The sequence below is a fragment of the Burkholderia metallica genome, assembly GCF_902832845.1.
Classification (GTDB): domain Bacteria; phylum Pseudomonadota; class Gammaproteobacteria; order Burkholderiales; family Burkholderiaceae; genus Burkholderia; species Burkholderia metallica.
Genome location: NZ_CADFDB010000010.1, coordinates 204,261 through 217,033, shown reverse-complemented (window position 1 = coordinate 217,033; position 12,773 = coordinate 204,261). Strand labels below are relative to the sequence as shown.

Sequence of the window (12,773 nt, the reverse complement as noted above, 5' to 3'; positions counted from 1 at the left end):
GCGTCCCGCTTACTTCGACGGCTTGCGCCTGACCGTCTGGCTGATCTTCGCGCCGATGCCGAGCGCCTTCATCAGCGTATCGGGCTTGAGCCGCAGCATCTCGTCCGACCAGGTCGTGAGCGTCTCGACGAACTGCAGCGTGTCGCGAATGCGCTGCTCGGTCTCGCGGCTCTCGTTCGCGATCTCCGGGCTCGTCAGGCAGTCGCGCAGCACCGTGAGCGTCGGCTCGATCTCGCGCTGACGCCGCCCTTCGACGATCAGCTTGAACAGCTCCCAGATGTCGGTCGACGTCTCGAAGTGGTCGCGGCGGTCGCCCAGCACGTGCACGACCTTCGCCAGCCGCCACGCCTGCAGCTCCTTCAGGCTGGTGCTGACGTTGGAGCGCGCGACGTTGAGCGTCTCGGCGATCTCGTCGGCCGCGACCGGCCGGCCGGCCAGATAGAGCAGCGCGTGAATCTGCGAGACGGTGCGGTTGACGCCCCACCGCGAGCCCATTTCGCCCCAGTGGAGAATGAATCGTTCGGCAATCGGTGTGAGTTCCATGTCGGGAAATTTATTCATTTCAGTTATTTCTGTCAAGAGAGAAATAACCGGAGACCGCCGGGTTCCGGCCGCGCCCGCCCGCTTCCATTACAATGCGCGGGATTTTTCCGATTTCAGGCCGTCTCCGCCTTTCTGACTAGAGGTTTCCATGATCATCAAACCGCGCGTGCGTGGCTTCATCTGCGTGACGACTCATCCGGTCGGCTGCGAAGCCAACGTCAAGGAACAGATCGACTACGTGACTTCGCACGGCCCGATCGCCAACGGCCCGAAAAAGGTGCTCGTGATCGGCGCGTCGACCGGCTACGGCCTCGCCGCCCGGATCTCGGCCGCCTTCGGCTCGGACGCCGACACGCTCGGCGTGTTCTTCGAGCGCGCGGGCAGCGAAACGAAGCCGGGCACGGCCGGCTGGTACAACAGTGCCGCGTTCGAGAAGTTCGCGAAGGAAAAGGGTCGCTATGCGCGCAGCATCAATGGCGACGCGTTCTCCGACCACGTGAAGCAGGTCACGATCGACACCATCAAGCAGGATCTCGGCAAGGTCGATCTCGTGGTCTACAGCCTCGCGGCACCGCGCCGCACGCTCCCGACGACGGGCGAAACCGTCAGCTCGACGCTCAAGCCGATCGGCAAGTCGGTCACGTTCCGCGGCCTCGACACCGACAAGGAAGTGATCCGCGAAGTGTCGCTCGATGCGGCGACGCAGGAAGAGATCGACGGCACGGTCACGGTGATGGGGGGCGAGGACTGGCAGATGTGGATCGACGCGCTCGCCGAAGCCGGCGTGCTGGCCGACGGCGCGAAGACCACCGCGTTCACGTATCTCGGCGAGCAGATCACGCACGACATCTACTGGAACGGGACGATCGGCGAAGCGAAGAAGGATCTCGACAAGAAGGTGCTGTCGATTCGCGACAAGCTGGCCGCGCATGGCGGCGACGCGCGCGTGTCGGTGCTGAAGGCCGTCGTCACGCAGGCGAGCTCGGCGATCCCGATGATGCCGCTGTACCTGTCGCTGCTGTTCAAGGTGATGAAGGAAGGCGGGACGCACGAAGGCTGCATCGAGCAGGTCTACGGGCTCTTCAAGGACAGCCTGTACGGCGCGACGCCGCACGTCGACGAAGAAGGCCGTCTGCGCGCGGACTACAAGGAACTCGACCCGCAGGTCCAGCAGAAGGTCGTCGCGATGTGGGATCACGTCACGAACGACAACCTGTACGAGATGACCGACTTCGCCGGCTACAAGACCGACTTCCTGCGCCTGTTCGGCTTCGAGATCGCCGGCGTCGACTACGACGCGGACGTGAACCCGGACGTGAAGATCCCGGGCGTCATCGACACCACGACGGCCTGACGGCCCGGCCCGCCGCGTGCGCGCTGCGCATGCGGCGGGCGGCGGACGCCCGTTCCCGGCGGCATCAACGCGGCGCCGGTTCCTCCAGATAGACGCCCGACGACAGCGCGGCCTTCACCTCCCGCGTGAACGCGTCGGTCGACACTTCCTCCTCTCCCGCTTCGATCGCGTCGTACGCCTGGCTCACGACGTCGGCCGGCGTCGCCTTCGGCACGTCGAGGCCGGCCGTCAGGTCGGTGTCGATGAAGCCGGCGTGCAGCCCGACGACCTGCGTGCGCTGCTCGCGCAGCGAATGGCGCAGCCCGTTGGTCAGCGCCCACGCGGCCGATTTCGACACGCCGTAGCCCGACAGGATCGGCCGGTTCACCCAGCTCGCGACCGACAGGATGTTCAGGATCGCGCCGCCGCCGTGGCCGGCGAGGGTGCCTGCGAATGCGCGCGACATCGACAGCATCCCGAACACGTTGGTTTCGAAGTGAGCGCGCAATGCGTCGGGCGCGCCTTCGTCCACGAGGCTGCCGAGCCGTGCGATGCCCGCGTTGTTGATCAGCAGCGTGACGTCGCGCGCCGCGTCGGCCGCCGCGGCGACGGCCGACGGATCGGTCACGTCGAGCTTCACCGGCACGACGCCCGGCAGCGTCACGGTGGCCGGATCGCGCGCCGCCGCATAGACCTTGCGCGCCCCTCTCGCGAGCGCCTGCTTCGCGAATTCGAGCCCGAGCCCGCGGTTCGCGCCGGTGATGAAAACGACTGCACCTTCGATCTTCATGTTCATTCCTTTCGCATGATGAATCGCATGCGCGCCGGCTCGCCGCGCGCGTGAGATCCGGTGAAAAACCAGGCTGCCCTTGCGTACCGAACCGTGGCGCCGCTGCCGGCAGACGGCGAGCAGCCCGCTGCCCGCGACCTGCGGCGCCAAAGACCCCGACCGATCGCCATCCGCCGTTGCCGCCGCGGCTTTGCGTCCTCCGCCAAGTCGGCTACACTCGATATGTCAATGTCGATCACCATCGTCTTTGCGGTGCATTGTGTTCTCGCCGTCCGCGCATGTCAATGGTGAACGCCATTGTGTTTTTCAATCGACGCGATCGGCAAAATCAGGGAGGGATCGATGGGCGTTTCAAGACAGCAGGCTGCCGAGAACCGGAGCGCGATCGTCGCGGCCGCCGAGCGGCTGTTCCGCGTGCGCGGCGTCGACGCGGTGGGGCTCACGGAGTTGATGAAGGAGGCCGGCTTCACGCAGGGCGGCTTCTACAACCACTTCAAGTCGAAGGACGCGCTAGTCTCCGAGGTGATGGAAAAGGCCATGCAGGACCGCGCGGATTCGCCGAACGCCGGCAGTCTCGACGCGCAGGTGGCGCTATACCTGTCGGCCGCGCATCGCGACAACGTCGAGGCCGGCTGCCCGCTGTCAGGTTTCGCGGGCGATGCGCCGCGACTGACCGATGCGGCACGCTCGTGCTATACGCGCGGCCTCGCCACGTATCTCGATCGGCTGGCGCAGATGATGACCGTGGAAGGCGCGACGCCGGCGCAGACGCGTCGCGATGCGATCGCCGTCTTCAGCCAGATGGTCGGCGCGCTCGTGCTGTCGCGCGCGATCGCCGGCACCGATCCCGCGCTGGCCGACGAAATCCTCGCAGCGGGGCGGGACACGCTCGTCGTCGAACGCGACGATCGGGGCGAGCGGGCGTAAAGGCGTCACCGCGCGACCACGCAATCGCGCGATCGCGCCCCGGCGCGCGCGGCCGCCCCGTCCGCGCGCCGCCGCGCTATTCGACCGCCCGCGCGGCCTCCCACAGCGGCTGCCCGCCCAGCGTCGCCTGCCACGCGTCGAAACGCGCGCGCCACGCGTCGAACGGCTGCGCGAGCGGATGGCGCGGATCGCCGCTGAGCGAATACGCCATCCCTTCGATCAGCCAGCGCGGCTTCGTTGCGACGGCCAGGTTGCCGAGCACTTCCGCCTGGCGGTGATGGATCAGTTCGTGCGCGGGAAAGTAGGTCAGCCAGCCGCGCGGCGCGACGACCACGCCGAAATTCCCGAGCGTCAGCGCCGCGCGTTGGCCGAGGCCGAATGCATCCGCGCATGCGCGCGTCGAGCAGAACACCACGCGCGGCGCCTCCTGAAAAGCACCGACGGCCGCCGCCGCGCGCGCATAGCCGTCGCGATAGAGTTGCCGCGCGTCGCCGAGCTTCGCGGCGTCGTCCGTGCAGATGTCGGCGCTCGGACACGACACGCCGGGAAGCAGCGCGGGCGCGACGACGCGCAGCGGCTTGACGAGCGCATACGCGACGATCGGCAGCGCGACGAGCAGGCCCGTGAGGGCGAAAGCGACATGGGAGCGTTTCATCGAGGCGACGATTCCGGGGCGTTCTGCGGGGGTCTTCCTGCATGAATATATCGGACCGGCTTCCTTCCCGGCCCGGGCGCGGTTACCGTCCGGCATTCGCGCAACGACGAAGCCATTCGGGCGCTTGCCCTCGCGCGCTCGCGAGCCGCATGCGTAAAGCGTTTTTGCGACTCAATATCGCCTGAATAACCTATTGGTCGGATCAGCGGGCGCACCGCAATCTTGCCCTCTACCCGCCCGCCACGGCCGTTCGCCCCTCCGCGTGCCGAACCCGGCCCCGCGACGCTGACGCCGGCCGTCCCGTTCACGTGGCGCGCTCATTGCGCGCACCGCCGGCACCCGCTTCGCGGCGGCTCCAGCGCAGGCCCAGCCACAGAAGCGCGACACCGCACACGAACAGGAGCACCTCGACCAGCACGGTATTGACGTGCCAATACCGCGTCAGCAGCACGGCAGCAAGGTCGAACAGGAAGTGGAATGCGATCGCATACGCGAGCCACCGCTTCGTGCCTCGGACGAACGCCTGCAGCACGATCAGCGACAGCGCGACGTGCACGGCCATCGCGCTCGCGCGCTCGCACAGCGCGAGAAACGGTGACGCGAGCGTCATGCCCGCGAACTGCGCGCCGATCAGCGACTGCGCGCCCTCGGGTATCACGACGCCCGCGTGGGCGAGCAGATAGCCCGTACCGAGCGCGAGAAACCCGACGCCGACCAGCAGCATCGCCTCCAGCCCGCCGTGCCCGAGCCCGAGCATCACGGCCGTCGGCGCGTCATGCCGCTTCGGCAGCAGATAGCGGAAGGCAACCCAGCGTCCGCATTCCTCGAAGAGCCCGGCCGTCAACGCCGCGAACACGAGCATCGGCAAGTGCCAGCGTGGGTCGTGCGCGAGCCAGCGGTACAGCGGAATCTGCCAGGACATGCGCAATACCGGCTGGAACACGAAGAAGGTCAGCATTCCGTAGAAGAACACGCGCCACGGCACCTGCGTGCGGCGCCGCCACGCGGTCGCGAGCCACGCAGGCGCGAGCAGCGCGACGAGGCCGGTCGCGAGCGTGACCCACACGAGCACCGGCGCAACGCGATGCATGACGCGCCCGGCTACGCGAGTTGCTTGTGGAAATACGTCGTCGCGCAGGGCGTGCCGTCGGGCATCAGCGCATAGTTCGGCACGACACCCACGCGCTGCCAGCCGGCCCGCTCGTACAGCCGCTCGGCGTCGCCGCCCGTCACGGTGTCGAGCACCAGCACGGTCTTGCCGGCCTCGCGCGCGGCCGCGTCGGCGGCCGCCATCAGCCGCGCGGCAATGCCCTGCCGGCGCGCGTGGCGCGACACGAGCATCTTCGAGATGTCCGCGCGATGCGGCTGGTTCTCGGGCTGCGCGGTGACGACCTGCACGGTGCCGACGATCCGGCCGGCCGCGTCCTCGGCAACGAGCAAAATGCGCTCGCCGCTTGCGATGCCGTCGGCGACCTTCGTCCAGAACGCGACGGCGGTCGCCCGCTCGATCGGCAACATGAAGCTGACGGACGCACCGCCCTCGACGCAATCGATCAGCACGTCGGCCAGCGCATCGATGCAGGTCGCCGCTTCCCCGGCGTCGACGCGACGCACGGTAACGGGTTCGGTCATGCCATCTCCGGTATCCAGTAGTCAGGTAGGCCGCCCGCGCGAATTCGGCATGCGTCCGGATCGGAAGGAACACCGGACGCCACCGCGGCTCGCGCAACGGCGGCAGGCGCGCGGCAACGCCGCACCCGGTCGGCGCGTGTTACCGCCCCATCATCCTACGCGACGAAAATTTCCGTTGCATCGCCGTTCGCTTTCCCTATACTTAGCCGCATGGCTAACTTTCAACCCGGCATCAGCGACGTCTTCCACGCACTCGCCGATCCGACGCGCTGCGCGATCGTCAGCGCGCTCGGCCAAGGCGAGCAGACCGTCTCCGCGCTGGCCGCGCCGTTCGACATGGCGCTGCCGTCGTTCATGAAGCACGTCGCGGTGCTCGAACGCAGCGGCCTCGTGCAGACCCGCAAAACCGGCCGCTCGCGCACCTGCACGCTGGTCGGCAGCCGGCTGACCGAAGCCGAAGCATGGCTCGCCGCGCAGCGCGCGCTGTGGGAAGCGCGATCCGACCGTCTGGTCGAATTCGTCGAACGCCGTCACCAGGAGGAGCAAGATGTCAGCCAACCCCGTCGAACCCGCTGAAGCCCGCGATCTCGTCATCACGCGCACGCTGCACGCGCCGCGCCACGCGCTGTGGCGTGCGTGGACCGACCCCGAACTGCTGAAGGAATGGTGGTGCCCGAAACCGTGGACCACCGAAGTACGCGCGTTCGACCTGCGCCCGGGCGGCGCCTTCCACACGTTCATGCGCGGCCCCGATGGCGGTACCAGCGACAATCCCGGCTGCTTCCTCGAAATCGTGCCGGAATCGCGCATCGTGTTCACGTCGATGCTCGCGGGCGGCTGGCGGCCGCAGGCGCCGTGGATGGGTTTCACGGCGATCATCACGATGGCCGACGACGATGCCGGCAGCCGCTACGAAGCGCGCGTGATGCATCCGGACGCCGCCACCCGCGAACGTCACGAAGCACTCGGTTTTTTCGAGGGCTGGAACACCTGCATCACGCAGCTCGACGCCTTCGCGGCCACGCTGCGCTGAGCGCGGCCGGGTGCGCGGTCATTGCATGCCGCGTCGTGCGCGCCTAGGATTCCTGAAGGAAGCATGACGACATGCCGGCCGCCGGCGTGCACCGTCGTGCGCGCACCGCGGGAGGCAACATGTTGCACACGCACACACATTCGACCCGGGTCAGCCGGCACCTGAACGCCCCGCGCGGGCGCGTCTACCGTGCGCTGCTCGACCCGCACGCGGTCGAACAATGGAAGGTGCCCGACGGCATGACGTGCCGCGTCCACGCCTACGACGCACGCGAAGGCGGCGCGCTGCGCGTGTCGCTGAGCTACGACGAACCGTCGGACGGCGCCGGCAAGACCACCGCGCACACCGACACCTATCACGGCCGCTTCGTGACGCTCGTGCCCGACGAGCGGATCGTCGAAATCGACGTGTTCGAAACCGACGATCCGATGCTGCGCGGCGCAATGACGATCACGATCACGCTGTCCGACGAGGCAGGCGGCACGCGCGTCGAGGCGGTGCACGACGGAGTGCCGCCGGGTGTGCCGGCCACCGACAACGAGACCGGCTGGCAGATGGCGCTGGCGCGGCTCGCGGCGCTGGTGGAGGCCGGGTGACGCCGCGCACGCGCGTCAGCCGAGCCGGTACGCGCGCGTGACCGTGCCGCGGAACAGCGCGTCGCGCTCGTCCGCGCTCGCCTGCGCGGTCAGCCGCTTGAACGCGTTCCAGCCGTTCACGAACGAATACGAGCCCTTGTCGACCGGGAAATTGCTCTCGAACATGCGGCGTCCGGGGCCGAACGCGTCGATGCAGGTCGTCATCCACGGTTTCCCCGCGCTGGCGAACTGCATGGAAAACGACGGTCGCGTGCGACACTAGCCGCCGATGCATGCATCGCGCGCCGCCTGCCGGCATGCCGCGCGCATGCAACCGCCAACCGGACACGCTTGAGGGCAACCACCATGAACGCCGCGCGCACCGCCACCTGGTATTTCGATTTCGTTTCGCCGTTCGCCTATTTGCAGCAGGAACAATTCGACCGGTTGCCGGCCGCCGCCGCGTTCGAGCCGAAGCCCATCGTGCTCGGCGCGCTGCTCGCGCACTGGGGCCAGAAAGCGCCGGCCGAGATCGCCGCGAAACGCGTGTTCACCTATCGCCACGCGCAATATCGCGCGGACAAGCTCGGCATTCCGTTCCGGATGCCGCCCGCGCACCCGTTCAATCCGATCAGGCCGCTGCGCCTCGCGATCGCGATGGGCAATTCGCCCGACGCGATTCGGCGGATCTTCCGGCATATCTGGCGCGACGGCCACGACGTGTCGACGCCGGAAGGCTTCGCCGCGCTGTGCGAAGCCGTCGGCTTTGCGGAAGGCGTGACGGCCGTCGAAGCCCAGCCGGTGAAGGACGCGCTGCGCGCGAACACCGACGACGCGATCGCACACGGCGTATTCGGCGTGCCGACCTTCGAACTCGACGGCGACCTGTTCTGGGGCGAGGATGCGACCGACATGTTCGCCGACTGCGCGACATCGCGCGCGTGGCTCGAGTCGCCCGAGGTGCGCCGCATCAGCACACTGCCCGAAGGGATCCGGCGCGGTTGACGGCAGAGGGCGCCGCAGCCGCGCGGCGCGCGGCGCGGCGCGCGGCGCATCGCGCATCCCGTGTCAGACGTCGCGCCCTTCGACGAGCCGCGGCACGGCCTCGCGCATCATCGCGGCGAACCGCACGAGCCGCGACGGATAGAACTGCGCGTGCGGATAGGTCAGGTAGACGGGCAGCGGCGCGGCCTGCCACTCGGGCGCGAGGTGGACCAGCTCGCCGCGCGCGAGGTGATCGGCCAGCATCCATGACGACCCGACGCACGCGCCCACGCCCAGCAGCGCCGCACTGCGCAGCGCATACAGGTTCGCGGTCGTGATGCGCGGGCGGATCGCAATGCGCCGCGTCTCGCCGGTGACCGAATGCGTGAGCGCCAGCTCGGTGCGGTAGTACGTGCGCAGCGCGAGCCACGGCAACGCGGCCAGCGCGTCGGGGTCGGCCGGCGCGTCGGCGCCGTTCAGCACGGACGGCGCCGCGACCACGAAACGCGGCACCTTCGACAGCCGGATCGCGACGACGGCCGGATCGGTCGGCTCGCCCACCTGGATCGCGCAATCGATGCCGCTGCCGACGAAATCCCGCACCTCGTCCTGCAGCAGCCATTCGACCGACACGCGCGGATAGTCGCGCAGGAACCGCGCGAGCGGCTCGACGAAGCGCTCCTGGCCGAACGCGTGCGGCACCGCGACGCGCAGCAGCCCGTCGGGCTCCTCCTGCGCGCCGCGCAGATCGGCCTCGAACGCCGCCCAGCTCGCCAGCAGCTCCTTCGCGCGCTTGAAGCAGCGCTCGCCGTCGACGGTCAGCCGCATCGTGTGCGTGGTCCGCTGCAGCAGCCGCATGCCGAGCGAGCGTTCGAGCGCCTGCAGCCGCCGGCTGATCGTCGGCTGCGTGGTGTTCAGTTGCGCGGCCGCGGCCGACAGGCTGCCGGCCTCGACTATGCGTACGAAGGTTTCCATCAGCTCGAAACGATAGCCGGCGCCGTCCACCGGCACCGCCTGAACGCGCGCAGATCCGCCAACAGCGGGAGAGACAGGCAATTTTTCGGTCATTCGCCAAGCGTATAACAAATCTGCGCAAGGCGGCACTACCGTCGCCGGCCGCCAGCCGCCACACTCGCGTCCATTCCTCGATCCAACCCAGGATGCACGCCATGTCCACTCCGTCTCGACTCGACGCCGCGCCTCGCGCCGCTCACGCCCCGGCTCACCCGGCCGCCCATTCGATGCCCGATCGCCGGCTCGTGCTGCTGCTCGCGGCCGCCGCCGGCCTCGGCGTCGCGCCGCTCTACTACTCGCAGCCGATGCTCGGCGCGCTCGGGCCCGATCTCGGCGCATCGGCGCGCGCGATCGGCTTCGTGCCGACGCTCACGCAGCTCGGCTATGCGCTCGGCATCCTGCTGCTCGCGCCGCTCGGCGACCGCTTCGATCGCCGCCGCGTGATCGTGACCAAGGCCGCGATGCTGGTCGTCGCGCTGCTGCTCGCTGCGATCGCGCCGTCGCTCGGGCTGCTGCTCGCGGCGAGCTTCGCGATCGGCCTCGCCGCGACGATGGCGCAGGACGTCGTGCCGGCCGCCGCGACGCTCGCGCACGATGCGCATCGCGGCCGCATCGTCGGCACTGTGATGACGGGGCTGCTGCTCGGCATCCTGCTGTCGCGGGTCGTGGCCGGGTTCGTCGCCGAAACGGCCGGCTGGCGCGCGATGTTCGCGCTCGCGGCCGTCAGCGTCGCCGCCATCGGCGTCGTGGCCGCACGCGGGCTGCCGCGCTTCGAGCCCACCACGCAGCTGTCGTACCGCGCGCTGATCGGGTCGCTCGGCGAACTGTGGCGCCGCCATCCCGCGCTGCGCCGCGCCGCGCTCGCACAGGGGCTGCTGGCCATCGGATTCAGTGCGTTCTGGTCGACGCTCGCGGTGATGCTGCACGGCGCGCCGTTCCATCTCGGCAGCGCAGCCGCCGGCGCGTTCGGCCTCGCAGGCGCAGCCGGCGCGCTGGCCGCGCCGATCGCCGGGCGCCTGGCCGACCATCACGGCCCCGAGCGCGTCACGCGCATCGGTATCGGCATCGCGACGGTGTCGTTCGCGTCGATGGCCGCCGCGCCGCTGATGTCGCCGCATGCGCAGCTCGTCCTGCTCGCACTCGCGACGATCGGCTTCGATCTCGGTGTACAGGCCACGCTGATCGCGCACCAATCGATCGTCTACCGGATCGATCCCGCGTCGCGCAGCCGCCTCAACGCGGTGCTGTTCGTCGGCATGTTCATCGGGATGGCAGCCGGCGCCGCGATCGGCAGTGCGTTGCTCGCGCAACTGGGCTGGAATGCGGTGACCGCGCTGGCCGTCGCGACGTCGCTGGGCGCGCTCGCCGTGCGGATGTGGCGCAACTGAAATCGGGCATCGCGTGACGCTGGCGGGCAAGCCCACGAGGCTTGCCCGCTTTTTTTATTTTTGATCGGTGCGCACGGTGCTGCGCCGCGCGGCAGATTCACGCCGCGTCGGCACGGCAATCATTCATGCGGCGCAAGTTCCGTTGCAGCCTGCCGAATCGTCCAGTTCACCCAAATATTTTTCTGACGGCCGGACCAGCCCGCACACAAACGTCGGACGATTCGACCGTGGTGCACCGCACGGCGCGCTCCCATCCGGCCCCGCGATGCTGGCCCGCTTCATCAGGGGAATCCCGGTATTTTTTCGCATTTTCTTCGAAATAACGGGTGACATACTTGCCCCCCGTTGCGCTCCGTGCGAGCGCGCTTTCCGATCCAGCCGACCGCATGTCATGCGCTGCGCGTCCGCACGGGTCGCACAGGACATGAACGATTTCGACACCACGATCCAGATCTTTCTCACTCACATGACGTTCGGCCCGTTGATGAATCATGCGATCCGCGTGATCGCGGGCCTCTACACGTTCAAGGGCTTCGTGCTCGTTCCGGTGCTGTGCTGGCTGTGGTTCCAGCCAGGCCCGAATCGCGAGCGGCAACGCGAGCTGGTGGTCGCCACCGTCGCGAGCGGGCTCGTCGCGCTCGCTGTCGGCCGCGTGCTGGCGCAGGTGCTGCCGTTCCGCGTGCGGCCGATCTACAACCCCGACCTGCACCTGCACTTCCCGTCGGCCGGATTGCGCGCGGCGACCCTGCAGGCATGGAGTTCGTTTCCGAGCGATCACGCGATGCTGTGGATGGCGATCGCCACCGGCATCTTCATCATCGCGCGCCGCGTCGGCATCGTCGCGCTGCTGTATTCGGTCGTGTTCATCTGCCTGCCGCGCGCGTATCTCGGCTTTCACTACCCGACCGACCTGATCGCCGGCGCCGCGATCGGCATCGCGATCGCATGGCTGATGACGCGCGACGCGATCCGGTCGCGCTTTGCGCCTCAGGTGCTGGAGATGATCCGGCGCTTCCCCGCGCCCGCCTATACGCTCGCGTTCCTGCTGTGTTTCGAGTTGATCACGCAGTTCGACGAACTGCTGACGCTCGCGCAGTCGGCCACGCACACGATGTGACGGACGCCCGCGCGATGCTGCCGCTGCTATCGTTCCGTCGCCCCGGCGCGCGCTGCCGGCCATGCGCGGCAGCGGCACGCCGTGCGACGGCCGCGCCCGTCAGTCGCGATCGGGCGCACCCAGCGGAAAGAACGAACGATACGGCCGTGCCTCGTCGACCGCGCGCGCGAACGACGGCCGCGCCAGCAGACGCTTGCGGTACGCCAACACGTTCCCGAACTTCGGATCGATCCGGTGCGTCCAGTCCGCGTAGAACAGGAACGGCGCCGCGCCGCAGTCGGCGAGGCTGAAGTGGTCGCCGGCCGCCCATTCGCGATCGGCCATCGTCTTGTCCAGCCACGCATACGACGTCTCCAGCATCGCGCGCGCATCGGCGACACCGCGCGCATCGCGCTCGGCAGCCGGCCGCAGCGCGTCGTGCACGACCTTCTGCTGTGGCGTCGACACGTAGTTGTCGAAGAAGCGATCCATCAACCGCACCTCGAGCGCCGCGCGCGGATCGTCGGGCAGCAGGCGCACGGGGCCCGGATGATGCAGGCCGAGATACTCGATGATGATCGACGCCTCGACCACCGTGCGGCCGCGGTCGACGAGCACCGGAAAGCGCTTCAGCGGCCACAGCGCGGTCAGTTCCTGCATCGGCTTCGGATCGTCGTGCGCGAGCACGCGATACTCGAACGGCGTGCCGTTCTCGTACAGCGCGGTCAGCACCTTCTGGCAGTAAGACGAAAAGGGATGGGCGTATAACATCGGCAGCATCGTGCGGTCTCCCGGGGTTTCGG

Annotated in this window: 15 protein-coding genes and 1 pseudogene; 8 read left to right on the top strand and 8 right to left on the bottom strand. The window is 68.6% G+C overall.

Annotated elements, in window-relative coordinates; translation table 11 throughout:
* Positions 1-9: 9 nt before the first annotated feature.
* A complete protein-coding gene (locus HWX08_RS25980) occupies positions 10-543 on the bottom strand; it encodes a GbsR/MarR family transcriptional regulator (RefSeq protein ID WP_011548968.1) in 534 nt (177 codons plus the stop codon).
* A gap of 148 nt (positions 544-691) precedes the next feature.
* Between HWX08_RS25980 and fabV the strand changes: the two genes are divergently transcribed.
* Positions 692-1,897 (top strand): enoyl-ACP reductase FabV, encoded by a 1,206-nt coding sequence (gene fabV / locus HWX08_RS25975; RefSeq protein WP_069260883.1) that lies wholly within the window; start codon positions 692-694, stop codon positions 1,895-1,897.
* 64 nt (positions 1,898-1,961) lie between these two features.
* Here the strand turns inward: fabV and HWX08_RS25970 are convergent, their stop codons facing one another.
* Positions 1,962-2,666 carry an SDR family oxidoreductase gene (locus HWX08_RS25970; RefSeq protein ID WP_174922999.1) on the bottom strand — a complete coding sequence of 235 codons (705 nt, stop codon included), beginning with the start codon at positions 2,664-2,666 and terminating at the stop codon, positions 1,962-1,964.
* A gap of 342 nt (positions 2,667-3,008) precedes the next feature.
* On the opposite strand from HWX08_RS25970, the gene HWX08_RS25965 reads away from it, so the two are divergent.
* Positions 3,009-3,593, top strand: coding sequence for a TetR/AcrR family transcriptional regulator (locus tag HWX08_RS25965; protein WP_174922998.1), 585 nt, complete (start codon positions 3,009-3,011; stop codon positions 3,591-3,593).
* 76 nt (positions 3,594-3,669) lie between these two features.
* Here HWX08_RS25965 and HWX08_RS25960 read toward each other — a convergent pair whose 3' ends face one another.
* The 3 genes from HWX08_RS25960 to HWX08_RS25950 all read right to left on the bottom strand — a co-directional run bounded on the left by HWX08_RS25960 (position 3,670) and on the right by HWX08_RS25950 (position 5,880).
* Positions 3,670-4,248, bottom strand: a complete 579-nt coding sequence (locus HWX08_RS25960) for a hypothetical protein (RefSeq protein WP_174922997.1) — start codon at positions 4,246-4,248, stop codon at positions 3,670-3,672.
* 304 nt (positions 4,249-4,552) lie between these two features.
* Positions 4,553-5,338 carry a YhfC family intramembrane metalloprotease gene (locus tag HWX08_RS25955; RefSeq protein WP_174922996.1) on the bottom strand — a complete coding sequence of 262 codons (786 nt, stop codon included), beginning with the start codon at positions 5,336-5,338 and terminating at the stop codon, positions 4,553-4,555.
* An 11-nt stretch (positions 5,339-5,349) separates the two neighbouring features.
* The gene (locus tag HWX08_RS25950; RefSeq protein ID WP_174922995.1) at positions 5,350-5,880 is read right to left on the bottom strand and encodes a GNAT family N-acetyltransferase; all 531 of its coding nucleotides are present in this window, start codon (positions 5,878-5,880) and stop codon (positions 5,350-5,352) included.
* Positions 5,881-6,090: 210 nt separating this feature from the next.
* On the opposite strand from HWX08_RS25950, the gene HWX08_RS25945 reads away from it, so the two are divergent.
* The 3 genes from HWX08_RS25945 to HWX08_RS25935 all read left to right on the top strand — a co-directional run bounded on the left by HWX08_RS25945 (position 6,091) and on the right by HWX08_RS25935 (position 7,509).
* Positions 6,091-6,456, top strand: a complete 366-nt coding sequence (locus HWX08_RS25945; RefSeq protein ID WP_174922994.1) for an ArsR/SmtB family transcription factor — start codon at positions 6,091-6,093, stop codon at positions 6,454-6,456.
* Positions 6,428-6,913: an SRPBCC family protein gene (locus HWX08_RS25940; RefSeq protein WP_069260889.1), complete on the top strand. Its 486-nt coding sequence runs from the start codon at positions 6,428-6,430 to the stop codon at positions 6,911-6,913. Before HWX08_RS25945 ends, HWX08_RS25940 begins: the two co-directional genes overlap by 29 nt.
* Before the next feature lie 119 nt (positions 6,914-7,032).
* The gene (locus HWX08_RS25935; RefSeq protein ID WP_174922993.1) at positions 7,033-7,509 is read left to right on the top strand and encodes an SRPBCC family protein; all 477 of its coding nucleotides are present in this window, start codon (positions 7,033-7,035) and stop codon (positions 7,507-7,509) included.
* A 15-nt stretch (positions 7,510-7,524) separates the two neighbouring features.
* Here the strand turns inward: HWX08_RS25935 and HWX08_RS25930 are convergent.
* Positions 7,525-7,758: pseudogene (locus HWX08_RS25930) on the bottom strand (amidohydrolase family protein); the annotation flags it as partial.
* 96 nt (positions 7,759-7,854) lie between these two features.
* On the opposite strand from HWX08_RS25930, the gene HWX08_RS25925 reads away from it, so the two are divergent.
* Positions 7,855-8,493 (top strand): 2-hydroxychromene-2-carboxylate isomerase, encoded by a 639-nt coding sequence (locus HWX08_RS25925; protein WP_069260891.1) that lies wholly within the window; start codon positions 7,855-7,857, stop codon positions 8,491-8,493.
* A gap of 63 nt (positions 8,494-8,556) precedes the next feature.
* Here the strand turns inward: HWX08_RS25925 and HWX08_RS25920 are convergent, their stop codons facing one another.
* Positions 8,557-9,540: a LysR family transcriptional regulator gene (locus HWX08_RS25920; protein ID WP_174922992.1), complete on the bottom strand. Its 984-nt coding sequence runs from the start codon at positions 9,538-9,540 to the stop codon at positions 8,557-8,559.
* A gap of 101 nt (positions 9,541-9,641) precedes the next feature.
* Between HWX08_RS25920 and HWX08_RS25915 the strand changes: the two genes are divergently transcribed.
* Both HWX08_RS25915 and HWX08_RS25910 read left to right on the top strand, forming a co-directional pair.
* Positions 9,642-10,874: an MFS transporter gene (locus tag HWX08_RS25915; protein WP_174922991.1), complete on the top strand. Its 1,233-nt coding sequence runs from the start codon at positions 9,642-9,644 to the stop codon at positions 10,872-10,874.
* A gap of 424 nt (positions 10,875-11,298) precedes the next feature.
* Entirely contained in the window at positions 11,299-11,991 is a 693-nt protein-coding gene (locus tag HWX08_RS25910) for a phosphatase PAP2 family protein (protein ID WP_174922990.1), read from the top strand.
* A 99-nt stretch (positions 11,992-12,090) separates the two neighbouring features.
* Here the strand turns inward: HWX08_RS25910 and HWX08_RS25905 are convergent, their stop codons facing one another.
* Complete coding sequence (locus HWX08_RS25905; protein ID WP_069260894.1) at positions 12,091-12,750, bottom strand: glutathione S-transferase family protein; 660 nt, start codon at positions 12,748-12,750, stop codon at positions 12,091-12,093.
* Positions 12,751-12,773 lie beyond the last annotated feature (23 nt).